General features: G+C 72.0%; 14 protein-coding genes. 7 read left to right on the top strand and 7 right to left on the bottom strand.

From position 1 onward, the window contains the following. Positions 1–140: 140 nt before the first annotated feature. The 4 genes from MUY14_RS08895 to MUY14_RS08910 are packed head-to-tail and all read right to left on the bottom strand — an operon-like array spanning position 141 to position 4849. Positions 141–1880, bottom strand: a complete 1740-nt coding sequence (locus tag MUY14_RS08895) for an amylo-alpha-1,6-glucosidase (RefSeq protein ID WP_247022381.1) — start codon at positions 1878–1880, stop codon at positions 141–143. A gap of 13 nt (positions 1881–1893) precedes the next feature. Next, complete coding sequence (locus tag MUY14_RS08900; RefSeq protein WP_247025088.1) at positions 1894–2655, bottom strand: carbohydrate ABC transporter permease; 762 nt, start codon at positions 2653–2655, stop codon at positions 1894–1896. 47 nt (positions 2656–2702) lie between these two features. Then, positions 2703–3590, bottom strand: coding sequence for a carbohydrate ABC transporter permease (locus tag MUY14_RS08905; RefSeq protein WP_247022382.1), 888 nt, complete (start codon positions 3588–3590; stop codon positions 2703–2705). Positions 3591–3598: 8 nt separating this feature from the next. Continuing rightward, positions 3599–4849, bottom strand: coding sequence for an extracellular solute-binding protein (locus MUY14_RS08910; RefSeq protein WP_247022383.1), 1251 nt, complete (start codon positions 4847–4849; stop codon positions 3599–3601). Positions 4850–4944: 95 nt separating this feature from the next. On the opposite strand from MUY14_RS08910, the gene MUY14_RS08915 reads away from it, so the two are divergent. The 3 genes from MUY14_RS08915 to MUY14_RS08925 all read left to right on the top strand — a co-directional run bounded on the left by MUY14_RS08915 (position 4945) and on the right by MUY14_RS08925 (position 8663). Next, on the top strand, positions 4945–6030 hold the full coding sequence (locus tag MUY14_RS08915; protein ID WP_281506271.1) for a LacI family DNA-binding transcriptional regulator: 1086 nt from the start codon (positions 4945–4947) through the stop codon (positions 6028–6030). Positions 6031–6160: 130 nt separating this feature from the next. Continuing rightward, complete coding sequence (locus MUY14_RS08920; RefSeq protein ID WP_247022385.1) at positions 6161–7990, top strand: RICIN domain-containing protein; 1830 nt, start codon at positions 6161–6163, stop codon at positions 7988–7990. A gap of 463 nt (positions 7991–8453) precedes the next feature. Then, on the top strand, positions 8454–8663 hold the full coding sequence (locus MUY14_RS08925) for a hypothetical protein (protein ID WP_247022386.1): 210 nt from the start codon (positions 8454–8456) through the stop codon (positions 8661–8663). A gap of 547 nt (positions 8664–9210) precedes the next feature. On the opposite strand, the gene MUY14_RS08930 is transcribed toward MUY14_RS08925, so the two are convergent. Continuing rightward, complete coding sequence (locus MUY14_RS08930) at positions 9211–9954, bottom strand: TetR/AcrR family transcriptional regulator (RefSeq protein WP_247022387.1); 744 nt, start codon at positions 9952–9954, stop codon at positions 9211–9213. A 97-nt stretch (positions 9955–10051) separates the two neighbouring features. Here MUY14_RS08930 and MUY14_RS08935 point away from each other — a divergent pair, with 97 nt between their 5' ends. Continuing rightward, a complete protein-coding gene (locus MUY14_RS08935) occupies positions 10052–10663 on the top strand; it encodes a flavodoxin family protein (protein ID WP_247022388.1) in 612 nt (203 codons plus the stop codon). A gap of 359 nt (positions 10664–11022) precedes the next feature. Further along, positions 11023–12120: an AI-2E family transporter gene (locus MUY14_RS08940; RefSeq protein ID WP_247022389.1), complete on the top strand. Its 1098-nt coding sequence runs from the start codon at positions 11023–11025 to the stop codon at positions 12118–12120. Between the two features lie 93 nt (positions 12121–12213). On the opposite strand, the gene MUY14_RS08945 is transcribed toward MUY14_RS08940, so the two are convergent. Both MUY14_RS08945 and MUY14_RS08950 read right to left on the bottom strand, forming a co-directional pair. Beyond that, positions 12214–12543 (bottom strand): helix-turn-helix domain-containing protein, encoded by a 330-nt coding sequence (locus tag MUY14_RS08945; RefSeq protein ID WP_247022392.1) that lies wholly within the window; start codon positions 12541–12543, stop codon positions 12214–12216. A 778-nt stretch (positions 12544–13321) separates the two neighbouring features. Further along, positions 13322–14272 (bottom strand): LysR family transcriptional regulator, encoded by a 951-nt coding sequence (locus tag MUY14_RS08950; RefSeq protein ID WP_247022394.1) that lies wholly within the window; start codon positions 14270–14272, stop codon positions 13322–13324. Positions 14273–14348: 76 nt separating this feature from the next. Here MUY14_RS08950 and MUY14_RS08955 point away from each other — a divergent pair, with 76 nt between their 5' ends. Together MUY14_RS08955 and MUY14_RS08960 are read left to right on the top strand one after the other, a co-directional pair. Continuing rightward, a complete protein-coding gene (locus MUY14_RS08955; protein ID WP_247022395.1) occupies positions 14349–15194 on the top strand; it encodes an alpha/beta fold hydrolase in 846 nt (281 codons plus the stop codon). Further along, the gene (locus tag MUY14_RS08960) at positions 15191–16702 is read left to right on the top strand and encodes an MFS transporter (RefSeq protein WP_247022396.1); all 1512 of its coding nucleotides are present in this window, start codon (positions 15191–15193) and stop codon (positions 16700–16702) included. Before MUY14_RS08955 ends, MUY14_RS08960 begins: the two co-directional genes overlap by 4 nt. Positions 16703–16704: the final 2 nt, after the last annotated feature.

A 16704-nucleotide genomic window follows, 5' to 3' on the forward strand; every position in this document is an offset into this window, starting at 1 on the left:
CGTACCGGACTGTCCGGGGAGGGGCCGAGATCACCTCGGACCCTCCCCGGACACGTTGCGGTGGGTGGCTCGGTGCCGGCGGAGATCCTGGCGGATCCCACCTCCGCGGGCCCACCACGACCGGTGGCGAAGAGCGGCGATCAGGACCGCTTCGGGGGCGAGGCGGCGGGTCGGTGCGCGGCTTCCCGCGCGCCGCGCCGATGCTGGGCTGCTTCGCTCAGCAGGAGGTACGCGCCGGCGGTCCAGGTGTAGGCGTGGTCGCGCAGGCCCGCTCCGGTGAGCGCGTCGAAGTTCTCCGCGAAGCCGTGTTGCTCGCAGGTCCGCCGGAACCGGCTGCTCACTTCGTCGGCGAGGTCGGTGGCGCCCCCGCGGCGGAGGCCGTCTTCGACGAGGACCGTGACCGGGGCCCAGACCGGGCCGCGCCAGTAGCCGTCGGGTTCGTAGTGCGGCGAGGACGGCAGCTCCGTGGCGAGCCCGACCGGGGTGAGGTGCTCGGCCACGCGGACGCACAGCCGCTCGAAGACGTCGCGGGGCAGGTGCTCGCCGAGCACGATCGGCATGAGGTCGAGCAGGCTCGAACCGCGCTGGGACGTCCCGGTGCGCACGGTGCGGCTGCCGAAGAACGAGCCGTCCCAGAGCTCGGCGAGCAGCGCCGCCAGCAGGGTGTCGGCGCGTCGCGCCCAGTCCGTGGTGGTGTCTCCGACGACGCGGGCCAGCGCGGCGAGTTCCTTCAGCTGCAGGACGAGGAAGGCCGCGAGGTCGGCGGTGACGACGAGGCGTTCGCCGGCGAACACCGTGGCGTTGTCCCAGCCGCTGTCGTTGCCGTGTTCGTAGTACGGCAGCCGCTGCCCGGGGGCGCGGCGGTGGTCGAGCCAGAACGACGTCCACGCCGCGAGCTGCCGGTAGGCCAGCTCGGGATCGGGAAGCCCGCCCGGTAGCCGGCCGCGCAGGTGAGCCAGCGCCCAGCCGTGGATCGGCGGTTTGACGAAGTTCCGGAGCACCTCCGCGTGGGTGACCGAGTCCGGCAGGGCGCCCAGGCCGTCCTGGTGGTCGAAGGGCAGCTGGTACTGGTTCCACGCCAGCTCCGGCGCGCCGGGGGCCAGTGCCAGCGCGGTGAAGCAGTGGTCCCAGCTCCACACTTTGTTCATCCAGTGCTTGGACATCAGCACGGCCGGGCGGGCGAGGAACCCGGCGGGCGCGACCGTGGCGGACCACAGCACGTAGCAGGCGAGCTCGGCCGCGGGGGTCGAGTGGTCCCGCCACGGGGCGACGGCGTCGGCGAAGCCGGTGAAGTCGCCGCGCGCCGCGGCGGCGGCGCGCGGGAAGTCCTCTGTGGACACGTAGGGCGTCGCGCCGGTGCTGATCTCCTCCAGCGCGACCTCCCACGGGCCGCCGTCGGCACCCACCGTGACGCCGCGCCGGGCCGTGCCGAGCTCCTGCTCGCCGACGTGCGTCCAGTGGCCGGAAAGGAGCGTCAGCCGGAGGCGGTTCCCCGTCTCGTAGAAGGTGAACACGGCGGCCCCGGACGGATCGGCGAAGAAATACGGGCCGGTGAAGGGCGTGAGGGCCGGCTCCGCGGCGATGATGCTCATGCCCAGGCCGGTGCCGGCGATCCGGAGGCTGCCGGCGTCCGGGAAGGCCGCGGTGATCCGGCCGCCGGACGAGCGCCACGTGAGCACGGCGGGATCGGCCGAGACGTCGGTGGCGGCGCGGTGGCCGTCCCGCTCGGGCACGAGGGCCAGCACGGGGTGCAGGCCGTGCCGGTGGGACACCACGTGCACGTCGTCGGCGCGCCGCGTCGCGCTGAGCACCGGGGACAGGCCGAACCAGGCGCCGGCACGGCTGAACGGGATCTCCCCGACGGAGAACTCGGCGGTCACAAGGTGAGTCCCTTCAGTCCTTGACGGCGCCGGCGGTGACACCGGCCGCGACGTAGCGCTGGGCGAGCACGAGCAGCACGGTGGCGGGAACCGACGCGACCACGGCGGTCGCCATGATCGCGTTCCACTCCTGGTTGTTGTTGCCGATGTAGTGGTAGATGCCCAGGGTGAGCGGGCGCAGCCGGCCCCCGGCGTCGAGGGTGGCGGCGAACACGAAGTCCGACCAGGCCCACAGGAACGAGAACAGGGCCGCGGTGACGACGCCGTTGCGGCTGGCCGGGAGCACGATCGACACGAACGTCCGCCACGCCCCGGCGCCGTCGATGCGCGCCGCCTGCAGCAGTTCGTCGGGCACCGAGGCCATGAAGGAGGTGAGGATCAGCACGGCGAACGGCACCGCGACGGTGGAGTCGGCGACGATCAGGCCACCCACTGTGTTGGTGAGGCCGATCTTGACGTAAACGCCGTAGAAGCCCAGGGCCATGATGATGCCCGGGATCATCTGCGCCACCAGCAGCACGAATCCGAGCACACGCCGGCCCGGCGGGCGGAGTTTCGCCAGCGCGTACGCCGCGGGGGCCGCGATGACCAGGGTGAGTGCGACGGTGCCCAGCGCGACGAGCAGGCTGGTCCCGAAGTAGGGCAGCTGTTCCCGCAGGACGCGCTCGTAGCCCGCGAAGGTGGGCGAGGCCGGGAACAGGTCCGGCGGTGACTTCCGCAGCTCGCCGGCCGGGGTGAGCGAGACGGCGATCATCCAGTAGACCGGGAAGAGCATCACCGCGGTGAGCAGGACGCCGATCGCGGTCAGCCACGCCGGGCGCTTCACCCGTTTTCCTGGTGGCGTTGCAGGCGGATGTAGACCAGCCCGGCCGCGAAAGCGAGCAGGATGAGCACGTTGCCGACCGCCGCGCCGGGCCCGAACTTCGGCAGCATGGAGCCGAACCCCAGTTCGTAGGACCAGGTGGCGAGGGTGCTGGACGAGCCGCTGGGACCACCCCTGGTCATGATCCAGATGATGTCGAACACCTTCAGCGTGTAGACCAGGCCGAGCAGCAGCGTGATCGCCGATACCGGCCGCAGGACGGGAAACGTGATGTGGCGGAACGTCTGCCAGCCGGTCGCACCGTCCAAAGCGGACGCTTCGTAGACCTCTGCGGGGATGTTGCGCAGTCCACTGTGGAGCACCACGAGGTTGAACGGGATGCCGATCCAGATGTTGGCCAGGATGACCGACACCAGCGACCACGACGGCGAGGTCAGCCAGTCGACCCGGGCGATCCCGAGCCCCTGGAGCACCGCGTTGACCAGCCCCGACTCGCTGTTGAGCAGCCAGGCCCACGTCGACCCCGACACGATCAGCGGCAGCAGCCACGGCACCAGGAACAGCGCCCGCAGCGTCGCCGACAACCGGAAGCGGCGGGTGAAGAACACCGCCGTCGCCAGGCCGATCGCGTACTGGAAGACCAGGGACGCGGCCGTGAAGACGAGGGTGTTGACCAATGCGGTCGTGAACTGCGGGTCGCCGACCACGGTGGCGTAGTTGGTGAGCCCGGTGAAGGGTGCCCCGCCGTGGACGAAGGTCCGGACGGTGTAGTTCCGCAGGCTCAGGTCGACGGTCGTGTAGAGCGGGTAGCCGTAGCAGGCGAGCAGGTAGGCCACCAGTGGAACGAGGAACGCCCAGCCGGCGAGCCGCTTCTTGTCGAGTCGCACGTGCGGGGCTACTTCGCCGCCGCGGCCGCGGCTTGGGCGTCCTTGAGCGCGGCGTCCGGCGTCTTCGAGCCGGTCAGAGCGGCCTGGACGGCGTTCCACAGCGGCTGCGAGATGCGCGGGTACCGCGTGCCGAGGTTGTCGCCGGTCCGGCCCTTGGCGTTCTTCACCGCGTCGACCCACACCGCGAGCTCCGGCTTCTGGGTGACCTGCTTCTGCTGGACCGACGGCACCGCCGAGACGTAGGTGAGCGCCGTGTCCGAGGTCAGCACCTTGTCCGGGGAGGTGAGGCAGGTCGCGATCCGGCCTGCCGTGCGCTCGGTGTCCGGGTTGTCCTGGGCGGGGACGGTGACGAACTCCCCGCCGGTCGGCGCGGGCGCGGTGCCGCCGCTGCGGCCCGGGATCGGGAGGACGCCGTACGGGAAGCCGGCCTTCTTCGCGTTCTCCAGCTGCCAGGTGCCGTTCTCGGCGAAGGCGTACTGCCCGGTGGCGAACTCCTGCCAGCTGGTCGTCTGGGTGTTGTCGATGACCGAGTTGGGGGCGTAGCCGCGGTCGAGCCAGGACTTCCACTGGGTCAGCGCCGCGACGGCCGGGGGAGCGGACAGGTCGGTCAGTGCCGCACCCGAGCCCCAGAACCACGGCAGGAACTGGAAGCTGCCCTCCTCGGTGCCGATCGCGGAGAACGTGATGCCCTTCTTCCCGGCCGCCTTCACCTTGCCCAGCGCCGTTTCGAGCGACGCCCAGTCCGTGACGGAGGCGGGGTCGACGCCCGCGGCGGCCAGGACGTCCTTGTTGTAGTAGAGCGCGAGGGTGTTGGCCCCCAGCGGCACGCCGTAGGTGCGGTTCTGCACGGTGCCGGCGGCCACCAGGTTCGGTTCGGCAGGCGAGGCGTCCAGCCCGACTTCGTCGTTCGCCTTGAGCACGCCCGCTTCGACCATCGTGGACACGACCGGGTTGTCCAGCACGAGCACGCTCGGCGCGGTGCGCTGCTGGGCGGCGAGCAGCACCTTGCTGGTCAGGTCGGTCGTGTCGTAGGCCTGGCGCTGGATCTTGACCCCGGCCCCGGCCGCGCACTCGTCGATCACTTTCGCCCACGCGGAGTCGGCCGTGAACTGCGGGTACGGGTCCCAGATCGAGAACGTGCCGGTGGTGCCGGCGCTGCCGCCGGTGTCCGGGGACGACGAGCAGGCCACCATCGTCGCGGCGAGGGCGACCGCCGTCAGCGCGGCCGGGATCGGACGGGTGCGCGGGGGGTACGGCATGGGTCCTCCTGGCGGCTACGGCGACGACAGTCATCGAACCGGTTCGATGATGGGAGCCGGGTCAACGTAGACCGAGGTGCCGCCCGTGCGCAAGGGTGCGCGTTTCCAGGTGGCAAGATGGTCGAACCGGTTGCCGCCGACGGATCCGGGGAGGGGAAGCGCACATGAACATCGGCGAGATCGCCAAGCGGGCCGGGGTCTCCCGCAGCACGGTGTCCTACGCGCTGAGCGGCAAGCGGCCGGTGTCGGCGCGGACGGTGCGGCGGATCAACGACGTCATCGCCGAGCTGGGCTACCGGCCCAACGCCAGCGCGCGAGCTCTGGCCGAAGGGAAGACCCGGACAATCGGGTTGGTGATCCCCCCGGCGAGCGCGCGCCTCACCGACGCGCAGCTGGGGTTCGTGGCCAGCGTCGTGGAGGCCGCGGCGGCGCACGACCACGACGTGCTGCTCTCGCCCAGCGGCGGCGACCACGACCGCTCGTTCGAGCGCATCGTGACCGGGCGCCGGGTCGACGGCGTGATCCTCATGGAGATCCTGCTCGAGGACGCCCGGGTCGACCGGCTGGCCGGCGCCGGGCTGCCGTTCGTGGCGATCGGGCACGTCGAGCACCCCGGCGCGTCGTGGTGGGTCGACGTCGACTACGCGACGCTGATCGGGCGGTGCGTGCGCCACCTCGCGGACCTCGGCCACGACGACGTCGTGCTGATCAACCGCTCCGAACACCTGGTCGCCGCGGGCTACGGCCCGGCGGTGCGCGCCACGGCCGGGTTCCTCGGCGCGACCGCCGAGTGCGGGATCACGGGGCACACCGTGTGCTGCGCCGATGAACCGGCCGCCGGGCTGGAGTGCTTCGAGGGGATCCGGGCCCGGTGGCCCGAGGTCACCGCCGCGGTGACGATCAACGAAGCCGCCTTGCCCGGGGTGCAGCGGGCCCTCGACCGGGCCGGCCTGGACGTCCCGCGGGATTTCTCGCTCACCGGAGTGCTCGCCGACCGGCTGGCCGAGGACTTCCACCCGCCGCTGACCGCGGCGGACGTGCCCGCGGGGGAGATGGCTCGCCTGGCGGTGGACCTGCTGCTGGAGCAGATCGGCGACCGGGCGGCCGAGCCGCGGCACGCCCTGTTGCGGCCGGCGGTGGCCCTGCGGTCCAGCACCGGCGCCCGCCGCCGGGCGTCGTAAGCCTCGGCGGAATCGGTTCGACGCCATTTGGCCGCTTGTTGGCGAATTCCTGACGGCGTAGCTTCACTCCTTGGTCGAACCGGTTCGATGTTGCCGCATCCCTCGCTGTCCGTGCCCAAAGGAGTCGCACGTGATCTTTTCGCGCGAGCGCGCCCGCCGTGGCTTCGCCGCCTTCCTCCTCACCGCCGCCCTCACCGGCGCGTCCGCCGTGGCTCTCGCCGAGCCGGCCCGGGCCGCCGACGAGTCGATCGCCGTCGACTTCTCCGCCGGGGGTGGTACGCCGGCCTACCGGGCGTCCGGCTGGATCTACGGCATGACCGAGAACGCCTCGGCCCCGGCCGACCACTTCTACCGGGACGTGAAGTTCCAGGCCATGCGCGCCGGCGGCGCGCAACTGGACAGTCCGGGCGGCTGGGTCTCGGGCCGCTACGACCGCCGCTGGAACGCCACCCGGGCTCAGCTGCTGCGCACCCGCGCGCTGGGCGGCCGGTTCGTCCTGCTGGTGCACGACCTGTGGGGTGCGGACGGCTACCCGATCTCCCGCTTCCCGGGCGACAACGGCGACTGGACCGACTACGACAACTTCCTCACCCGCCTGATCGGCGACGTGCGGGCCACCGGCGCCCCCGTGGAGTGGGACCTCTGGAACGAGCCCAACATCTCGCTCTTCTGGAACCGCCCGCAGAGCCAGTACTTCGCGCTGTGGCAGCGCGCGTACCAGCGGATCCGCGCGGCGTTCCCGGCGCAGCCCATCATCGGCCCGAGCCTCGCCGGCGTCCCGTCGACCTCGGCCGGCTGGTGGACGCAGTACCTGGACTTCGTCCGTTCCGCGAACGTCGTCCCGGACATCGTGAGCTGGCACTCCCTGCCGGGCGATCCGGTGGCGAACGTCGCCGCCGCCAACGCTTCCCTCGACGCCCGCGGCATCCCGCACCCGCGGCCGTACCAGATCAACGAGTACGGCGCGTCGAACGAGCAGAACCCCGGCGACGGCTCGTGGTACATCACCCGGCTCGAACGGGCCGGCGCCGACGGGCTCCGCGCCAACTGGGCCAGCGGGGGAAACCTCCACAACGACCTCGGCAACCTGCTCGTCCACGATTCCGCCGGGCAGCACCAGCCCAAGGGGGAGTGGTGGGTCTACCGGTTCTACGGCTCGCAGACCGGCCGGATCGCCGCCACCACGCCCAGCGGTTCGTACGACGCGTTCGCCACGGCGACGAGCGGGACGGCGAAGGTGCTCCTCGGCGGCGGTGGCACGACCGGCAACGTCGCGGTCGCCCTGCGGCGCCTGGACGCCACCACGGGAATCGTCCAGAACAACCAGGTCCGGGTGCTCGTCCAGCGGATCCCCTACAACGGCGGCGGCGCGGTCGCCGGCCCGGTCACCGTCCAGAACTCGGTGCTGACCCTGTCGGGCAACGCCGTGACGGTCAACGTCCCGCACACCAACGCCGACGACACGTTCACCCTCACGCTGCTTCCGCCGTCGGACGGCGGGTTCCCGTCCGTCGCCGTCGCCCAGCATTCCCAGCAGTGCTTGGACAACACCGGCCTGAGCACCGCCGACGGCAACCGGCAGCAGCAGTTCCCGTGCGAGGGCGGCGACCAGCAGCTGTGGAACTTCCGCCCGGTCTCCGGCGCGTTCACCGTCGTCAACCAGCAGTCGGGCAAGTGCCTCGAGGTGGCCGGCGCTTCGACCGCCGACGGTGCGGCGGTCCAGCAGGGAACCTGCAGTCCCGGCGCGGCGAACCAGCAGTTCACCTTGCGGAAGGTGACCTACGGCGGCAACGACTCCCACGACTACCAGCTTGCCGCCCGGCACAGCGGCAAGTGCGTCGACGTCAACCAGGCATCCACCGCCGCGCGCGCCCAGCTCATCCAGTGGACGTGCCGGGCGGTCACCCAGGGCAGTCCGCTGAACCAGACGTGGCGCCTGTGGGGGAGCGGCCCCGGGTGAGGCACCGAAGAAGTCCGCAGCCAGGCCGACGCGCACAAGGAGCGCTTGGCGGTTCCCGGCCGCAGCAGACCTTCGCGGGCCATCCGGTCGTCCGGCTGTCTGGCGGCGGGCACAGCGGGAAACCCGAACCGGACCGTCGAAGATCGCCGGAAATGCTTGGTCATGACTGCCCAGCGAGCGCCGGAGGCCCTGGTGGTGGGCCTGCTGACCGACGATGGGTTGCCCCGGCAGCTCGCCGGGACAATCGCGGACGAGCTGCCCGCCCGCCTGGCCCGCGACCTCGGCGAGGAGACGTCCTGGCGCGTCGAGCACGAAACGCAGTTCCTTCCGTTGAATGACAACGGGGACATCCCGATGTCGGCCTTGGCGGAGGAGCGCCGGGCCGAGCGCGGCGGGGACCTGCTCGTGCTGATCACCGACCTGCCGCGGCGGGCCGGCACGGTCCCGATCGCGTCGGACTACAATGCCGACCACGGCGCTGGGCGCCCTGCGCCTGCGCCACCGGGTGCGCCGGCTGATCGTCCACCTGGTCCGGCACCTGGTGGCGCACCGCTCGGCGAAGGCGCCCGACCCGCCGCGGCGGATGCTCGACCGGCTGCGGGAGCTCGTGGCGCCGACGAGCACGTGGCCCTGGTGGGTGTGCGCGGACGCCTGCGGCTGCTGGCCGGGATGATCCGGGACAACCGGCCCTGGTGGCTGGTGCCCAACCTCGCCGGGGCCACCGCGGCCGCGGCGGCGACCCGCCGCGTACGGCATCATCACCACCTCGTTCTGGCGGCTCGCCGAAGCCCTGCCCGCCCTGCGGCCGGCCGGGATCACGCTCCTGGCGATCGTGGTCATGGCGGGCTGGCTGATGGTGCACAACCACCTCTGGGACTCGCCATCGGGACACTTGGAGCGCCGGAAAGCGCTGCTGTACAACGCTTCGACGGCCCTTACCCCGTCGATCGTGCTGATCGAAGGCACCTACTTCGGAGAGGTGCTCGGCCACCCGGCCGGGCCGGCCACGTACCTGAAGGTGGTGTGGCTGGCCACTTCGGTGGGCTCGAGCGTCGAAGACGAGGAACGGGTGCGCCGGGCCACCTACAGCCGGCGCGAGCGGCCAAGAGCAGCGGTGACGGCTGAGCGGTCACGGAGCTTCGAGGGCTTCGCCGACCATGCCGTCGGCTGGCCCCGGCTTGCACCGACGACACCACCGTGCCATCGGGGTCATCCGGTCGTCATCGGCCCAGGATGCCCAGCCACTCCCGGAACAGGGCCGCTTCGGTGGCCCGGAATCCGGCGGCCACGAGCGGGTCGCTGTCCTGGCCGTCCCCGACGGCGGCCAGCAGCGCCAAGGCCCGGCCGGCGATCCCGGCTTGGGCGTCGGCCGCGGGCTCGTCGCTGACGATCGAGTCGATGACGGTGTCCCGCAGCCCGGTGAGCGGGGCCGGGTCGCGCTCGCCCTCGGGCTGTGCCAGCAACAGCAGCACGGCGCCGGTCGTCGACGCCTCGATGGCCCGGGCGGCCGTCTCGACCGGAACGCGCAGCCGCCCCTGCTCGCGGGCCCGCTCGAGCATCCGGCGCAGGATCTCGCGGTTCTCGCGGGCGGCGGCCGGCCGGTGGCCGGGGCGGAGGTTGCCGTACATCAGGGCGTAGAACGCGGGGTTGCGCAGCCCGAACTCGACGTGGATGTTCCAGCCGCCCCGGAGGTCTTCGATCGCGTCCTCGCTCGGTTCCAGTGCGCGCTTTTCGGCCAGGTAGCTCTCGAACCCGTAGCTGACGAGGGCGTCGAGCAGCCCGTCCTTGTCGCCGAAAAAGCGGTAGAGCGCCGGAGTCTGCACCCCGGCGGCGGTCGCGACGGCCCGCGTCGAGATGCCGGCCGGGCCGTGCTCGGTCAGCAGCTCGGCGGCCGCCTTCAGGATCGCCCGCTGCTGGTCGCGTCGTTCCGCGCCCGTCTCGGGCAGGTCGGGATCGGTGCGCATGTGCCGATGTTAACAGGATTTCGATGACGTTGACACTGACAGTGTCACGCATCTAGCGTTGACAGTGTCACCGCATCCGATCGAGAACGGAACGACCATGTCCCACGTCACCGTCGGCATCGCCTACACCTCCGGCTACGGCCACACCCGTGAACTCGCGAACGCCGTCGCCGGGGGCGCCGCCGCCGTGCGCGATACGGCCGTCGAAATGGTCGACGTCGCCGCCATCACCGACGACGATTGGCACACCCTCGACCGGTGCGACGCGATCGTCTTCGGCAGCCCGACCTACATGGGCAGCGCCTCCGGCGCCTTCCACGCCTTCGCCGAAGCCACCTCCCGCCGATGGATGACCCGCGCCTGGCAAGACAAGATCGCCGCCGGATTCACCAACTCCGGCTCCATGAGCGGCGACAAGCTGCACACCCTGCAGTACTTCTCGATGCTCGCCGCCCAGCACGGAATGCACTGGATCAGCCTCGGCCTGCTGCCCGGCTGGAACACCACCGCCGCCAGCGAACACGACCACAACCGGCTCGGGTTCTACCTCGGCGCCGGCGCGCAGACCTGGAACGACCGAGGCCCCGAAGCCGTCCACGGCGCCGACCTGTCCACCGCACACCACCTCGGCCGGCGAGTGGCCACCCACACCAGCCGGTTCGCAGGCATCCCTGCCGCTTCAGCGCCCCGTTCCACTGTGGACGGATGATTCAGCGACAGGCTGCGACACGACCGCGATGGTGGTGACCACCTGGGTGGTGGCCGAGACGGACGACGCCCGACGCCGTGCCGGCCGGGGGAGCGGACCGGTGCCCGCGCGCTGGGCGCGGAGCTGGACGCGAGCCACCTGTTCTGGCCGGACATCGGGTGGTGGACGGAGTTCCTGCGCGCGGTCGACCCCGAGCCGGCGGTCGCCATCGAGCACGAAGACCGGCGCCGGTCGAGAGCCGGTTAGCCGTAACCTCGGCCGGGAATCCCCGCGCGGCGGCGACGTGGCAATCCGGGCAAGCTGGAGCAGGCCACGTTCTCGCCGGGACGAACAGCGACAGCACGGAAAGGCCGACGCGCATGACAGCCGATCAGCCGGTGGGCGGGGAGAGGGAGCACTCCGAGGAGGTCCTGTCCTCGGTTCCCCGCGGACTCCGGGTCGCGGCCGCCGTCTCGTGGCGCGCGCTGGTCGTCGCGGGTGCGCTGACCGTCGTGGGCTTCCTGGTCGTCAAACTGGCCTCCGTGGTGGTCCCCGTCGCGGTGGCCCTGTTGCTGGCCGGTCTGTTCTCGCCCGCGGTTTCCTGGCTGACTCGCAAGAAGGTCCCACGCGGGCTCGCCACCGCGATCGTGCTCGTCGTGGGCATCGCGCTGGCCGGCGGCGTGGTCACGTTCGTGGTCATCACGGTCACCGCGGGCATGCCCGGGCTGATCGACCAGGTCACCGCGAGCGTGACGGACCTGCACACCTGGCTGCGCACCGGGCCGCTGCACCTGAGCCAGGGCCAGCTCGACGAAATGCTCGGCAACCTGACGTCCATGCTCGGCCGGAACAAATCGGTCATCGCCTCCGGGGCGCTCACCACGGCGGTGACCGTGGGGGAACTGCTCGCCGAGTTCGTACTGGCGGTGTTCTGCCTGATCTTCTTCCTCGCCCAGGGCCGCACGATCTGGATGTTCGTGCTGCGGGCCGTGCCGGCACGGCTCCGTGATCGCGTGGACGTGGCCGGGCGCAGCGGGTTCACCACCCTGGCGCACTACATCCGCGGCACCGCCGCCGTCGCGTTCGTCGACGCCGCCGGCATCGGCCTCGGGCTGGTGATCATCGGGGTCCCGCTGGCGGCTCCGTTGAGCGCGCTCGTCTTCCTCGGCGCGTTCGTCCCGGTCATCGGCTCGGTGATCGCGGGCGCGGTCGCCGTCCTCGTGGCCCTCGTGACCAAGGGTGCCTTGTCGGCGATCATCGTGCTCGCCGTCGTCGTCGGCGTCATGCAGATCGAAAGCCACGTCCTGCAGCCGCTGCTGCTCGGGCGGGCCGTCCGGCTGCATCCGCTGGCGGTCGTCCTCGCCCTGACCATCGGCCTCGTCGCCGCAGGCGTCATCGGCGCTCTTCTCGCGGTGCCCCTGCTCGCCGTCTTCAGTTCGGGTGTGCGCAGCATGACCACCCGGCCGGAAACGGATTGACCGCCAACACTCGTCCGGCACGATGTGCGGAGCGGGTCTTGGCGGTCGAATCGGGGTGTGGCACCCGCGGGGCCGGCGGTGGGCCTCGCGGGTTCAGTCGGCGGGTTGGGGACTGGGGTTGCGTTGTCGGGCTTCGTGGAGCTGGTCTTCGAGGGAGATGATGCGGCAGGCGGCGTCGATGGCCGTGCCCTCGTCGACGAGCTGCCGCACTCGCGCGGCGATGCGCAGCTGGTGGCGGGAGTAGCGCCGGTGCCCGCCGGCGGAGCGCTGCGGGGTGATCAGGCCGACGTCGTCGAGACTGCGCAGGAAGTTCTGCGTGGTACCGAGCATTTCCGCGGCCCGGCCCATGGTGTAGCCGGGGTAGTTCTCGTCGTCGAACTTGTCGGCCACGCGGGTGGCCGGGTCGTATTGGTCAGGGATCATTCCACCTCCACATCACAAGGGACCCCGGGTGCCATGCACGGCACCCGGGGTCCCAGGGGTTTGGGTTTCACCATTGTCAACCGACGCGACCGCCGGCTTCCTGTACTCGCGTCGCCCGGCCGAGAGGCCGACGAGGCGAGGATCGCTTACTCGTAACCGAGAACCACCTGCCAATCCGATGGGACTGCGGTACCCGCGCGGCTGTACTGCCCGGCCGCTGCGGGCGATCCAATGATGTGCCCCTTCCCTTCTTTCCGGTGTTTCCTTCTTACTGCGTACTGCCTTACTGCGTACTGCCTTACTGCGTACTGCCTTACTGCGTACTGCTGGTGCGGTCGTCACCGGCTGGAACCCTTCCACTGATCGGCCCCAGCACGCGTGCTACCGCGGGCCACTGCCCGGAACCCCTTACCGTGATCGGTCCCGGCCACCTGGCTTCACTGCATACTGCGATCCAGCACCTTCTTCGGTCACCAGCCGAGACCTGTCCACTGATTGGCCCCGTCCTGCCTGACCGCCTGTCTCACTTCGCGGGTAGTTACGTCCTCTCCCGCGCCTGCTTGACGTTGTCTCTCTCCGTACAAGAAGAACTCTACACACACTCGGCGCCGAATGTCTAACCCGGCTGGCATAGATTTACTACTGCACCCGATCGGGGTACTGGGCGCCCGCGAGGACTACGCGGGCGCCCTCACCCGGCTGATCGCGCGAGCTGCTGGGGCAGCCCGCTGGGTGACGGCGGCGAATCCTTGGGTGATCGCGAGGACGCGCCAGGTGACTACTGCTTGACCGATCGGGCTTCGCGGCGGGCGAGGACGTCGTCGAGCCGGGAGCCGACCTCGGCGCAGTTGGCGCGGACGACGTTCAGGAACGCCGCGAGCACCGGGGAGTCGTCGGCCGCGCGGAAGGACAGCTGCAGGTCCGGGAGGCGGACGTGCGGGGTGATGTCGCAGAACCAGACGTCCTTGCGGGCGATCAGCCGCATCCGGGCCGGGCCGAGGCCGACACCGACGTCACACGCCGCCAGGCCGATGATCGTGTGGACGTCCCGGGACGTCGTCGCGGCGTCCAGCGCGGCCGCGCCGGTGCCGAACAGGTCGCGCAGGCGCGCGGCCACGGCGGGTTCCTGCGCGGGTGCCGAGATGATCAGGCGCTCGGCCGCGAGCTGCTCGAGCCGGATCGCCGCGCGGCCGGCGAAGGGGTGGGCGGTGCCGACGACGGCGACCAGGTGGTCGGCGCCGATGGGGACGGTCACCAGGCCGTCCACGCGCGCGCCGCGCGGTGCGCCGCGGCCGACCGCGACGTCGAGTTCGCCGGCGACCAAGGCGGCCGTCCCCTCCGCGCTGTTCATCTCGCGCAGGTCGAGCCGGACGTCCGGCCGGGCCTTGCGGAACCGGCCCAGCACGCCGGGTAGCGGGTCGAGCAGGGCCGAGCCGATGAAGCCCATGCGCAGCTGTCCCGTCTCGCCGCGGGCCGCGCGGCCGGCTTCGACCGCGGCGGCGGACATCTCGCCCAGTGCCCGCCGGGCGCGGGCCAGGAACGCGGTACCGGCCGCGGTCGGGAACACCCCGCGGGGCGTGCGGTCGAAGAGCCGCTCGCCGACCTCGCGTTCGACGGCCGCGATCTGGGTGGACAGCGGCGGCTGGGCGATGCCGAGGGATGCGGCCGCGCGGCCGAAGTGCTGGTGCTCGGCCAGCGCGAGGGCGTAGCGGAGGTGACGGGACTCCATATTTTCAGGATATCGCGCGAGGGTGATTCAGCTATGAAACTGGATAGCGTACTCGTCGGGCGGTGGGGTGGGTTCCATGACTGAAACCACCGCTTTCGTCCTCGTTCACGGTGCCTGGCACTCCTCACTGCACTGGGCCGCCACCCAGCGGGCACTGGCCGCGCAAGGCACCGTCGGCGTCGCCGTGGACCTCCCGGGGCACGGCGTGACCGCGCCGCTGCCGTCCGGGTACCTCCGGCCCGGGCAGCCCGGGCTGGCGACCGAGCCCTCCGCGCTCGCCGGGCTGACCACCGAGGTGCTCGTCGACGCCCTGATCGCCGACCTCGCCGAGGTGCGCCGCCGGTTCTCCCGCGTGGTCCTCGTCGCGCACAGCGCGGGCGGCGGGCCCGCCTCGGCCGCGGTCGAGCGGCACACCGACCTGGTCGACCACGTCGTCTACCTGTCGGCGTTCGTGCCCGCCGGACGGCCGCGCTTCGGCGACTACGTGACGGACCCGGTGAACGCCGGCGCCGCCCACGCACCCCGGACCGGCGACCCCGACGTCCTCGGCGCCTTCCGGATCAACCCGCTCTCGCCCGACCCCGCCGAGGTCGAGGCGATCCGGCGGGCCTTCCTGACCGACTGGCCCGCGGACCGGCCGGGCTGGCGCCTGACGCTGCACCCCGACGAACCGGTGGCTTCGCTCGCCGGCGCGTACCCGGTGACCGCCGGGCGGTGGGGCCGGGTGCCGCGCAGCTACATCCGGCTGACCGACGACCTGGCGCTGCCGCCGGCCACCCAGGACCTGATGATCGCCGAAGCGGACCGCCTGACCCCGGAGCACCCGTTCGCGGTGCACTCCCTGCCCGGCGGGCACTCGCCGTTCCTGACCCGCCCCGGCGAGCTCGCCGAACTGCTCGGCCGGATCGCGAAGCAGGCATGAGGCCCGCCGCGCAAGCCGTGCTGTTGTCGGGGACGTTCGTCCAGCTGATGAGCGTCACCGTGATGCAGCTCGCCGTCCCGCGCATCCGCCACGACCTCGCCGCCGGCTCGGGCGCGGGCCAGCTCGCGCTGGTCGGCTACACGCTGACCTACGCCTGCGCGCTGATCACCGCGGCCCGGCTCGGCGACCGGTTCGGCTACCGGCGGGTGTTCGTCACCGGCACGGCCGTGTTCACGCTGGCGTCGCTGGCCGCGGCCGCCGCGCCGGACGTCGGGTCCCTCGTGGCCGCCCGGCTGGTGCAGGGCGCCGGCAGCGGCCTGGTCGCGCCGCAGATCCTGTCGCTGATCCAGACCGCGGTGCCCGCGGACCGGCGGGCCGGGGTCCTGGGCCGGTACGGGGCGACGATGGCCGTGGCGTCGCTGGCCGGCCCGCTGTGCTGCGGCGTCCTGCTGCACTTCGACCCGCTCGGGCTGGGCTGGCGGCTGGCACTGGCCCTGCCGGTGCCGGTGGGGGTCGTGTCGCTGGCCCTGGTCCGGATCCTGCCCGGCGGGCGGGCCCCGGCGGACGCGAGCCGGGTGGATCCGGTCGGCGCCGCGTTGTCGCTGACCGGGCTGATCCTGCTCGTGCTGCCGCTGACCCTCGGCCAGGACGCGGGCTGGCCGGCCTGGACGTGGGCGAGCCTGGCCCTCGGGCTGGGCCTGCTCGCCGCCTTCGCCGCGGCACAACGCCGAGTGCGCGACCCCTTGGTGCGGCCGGAAGCGCTGAGCGCGTCGAGGACCCGGTGGGGCATCGGCGCGGTGTTCCTCTTCAACGCCGGGATCCCGTCGTTCAGCCTGCTGCTTTCCTTGCACTTGCAGGGCGCGCTGCACCGCGACCCCCTGGTGACCGCGTTGACCGTCGCACCGTACGCGGTCGGCGCCCTGCTCGGCAGCGCGGTCGCCGAAGCCGCGGCACGCCGGTTCGGCGCCGCGGCGCTCGCCGCCGCGTCCGCCGGCCTGGCCGTCGTGTCGCTGCTGGTCATTCCGGTGCTGGCCAGGCCGGCGCCGGTCCTGTGGGCGGTGCTCGGGGGCGGCGGCTTCGCGTTCGGCGTTTTCACGGCATCGGCGTTTTCCCTGGTCCTGAACCGGGTTCCGGTGTCCGTGGCCAGTTCCGTGTCGGGGTTGCTGGCCACCGCGCAGCAACTCGGCGGCACACTCGGCGTGGCCCTGGCCGGGGTCGCCTACGCCGCCGGGGCCCTGGACGCGGCGATGGGCTACGAGGCCGTCGTGTTCCTGCTCGCGGCCGCGGCCACGGCCCGCTTGCGGAAGCCCGCCACGGAAAACCCCGCAGGGGTGGGTCTTCGCCGTCGGACAGCTGTCGTACCGGCTCCTGGACCTCGCGGGGTCGGTGATGTCGAGCGCGAGCGGCTCGGCGCCTGCGTAGGTGGTGGCGCCGTGGCCGAACCCGCGGTCGGCTTCGGTGACGAGGACGGTATTGGTGGCGATGTCCGTCGAAAGCGCCTGGCGTAGCG

The organism is Amycolatopsis sp. FBCC-B4732 (assembly GCF_023008405.1).
GTDB lineage: Bacteria > Actinomycetota > Actinomycetes > Mycobacteriales > Pseudonocardiaceae > Amycolatopsis > Amycolatopsis pretoriensis_A.

What these genes read in the sequence shown, in the direction of transcription:
- MUY14_RS08900 (WP_247025088.1), bottom strand. Translation starts at nt 2,655, where the DNA reads ATGCTCTTCCCGGTCTACTGGATGATCGCCGTCTCGCTCACCCCGGCC.
- MUY14_RS08910 (WP_247022383.1), bottom strand. Translation starts at nt 4,849, where the DNA reads ATGCCGTACCCCCCGCGCACCCGTCCGATCCCGGCCGCGCTGACGGCG.
- MUY14_RS08925 (WP_247022386.1), top strand. Translation starts at nt 8,454, where the DNA reads ATGCCGACCACGGCGCTGGGCGCCCTGCGCCTGCGCCACCGGGTGCGC.
- MUY14_RS08930 (WP_247022387.1), bottom strand. Translation starts at nt 9,954, where the DNA reads ATGCGCACCGATCCCGACCTGCCCGAGACGGGCGCGGAACGACGCGAC.
- MUY14_RS08935 (WP_247022388.1), top strand. Translation starts at nt 10,052, where the DNA reads ATGTCCCACGTCACCGTCGGCATCGCCTACACCTCCGGCTACGGCCAC.
- MUY14_RS08940 (WP_247022389.1), top strand. Translation starts at nt 11,023, where the DNA reads ATGACAGCCGATCAGCCGGTGGGCGGGGAGAGGGAGCACTCCGAGGAG.
- MUY14_RS08945 (WP_247022392.1), bottom strand. Translation starts at nt 12,543, where the DNA reads ATGATCCCTGACCAATACGACCCGGCCACCCGCGTGGCCGACAAGTTC.
- MUY14_RS08950 (WP_247022394.1), bottom strand. Translation starts at nt 14,272, where the DNA reads ATGGAGTCCCGTCACCTCCGCTACGCCCTCGCGCTGGCCGAGCACCAG.
- MUY14_RS08955 (WP_247022395.1), top strand. Translation starts at nt 14,349, where the DNA reads ATGACTGAAACCACCGCTTTCGTCCTCGTTCACGGTGCCTGGCACTCC.
- MUY14_RS08960 (WP_247022396.1), top strand. Translation starts at nt 15,191, where the DNA reads ATGAGGCCCGCCGCGCAAGCCGTGCTGTTGTCGGGGACGTTCGTCCAG.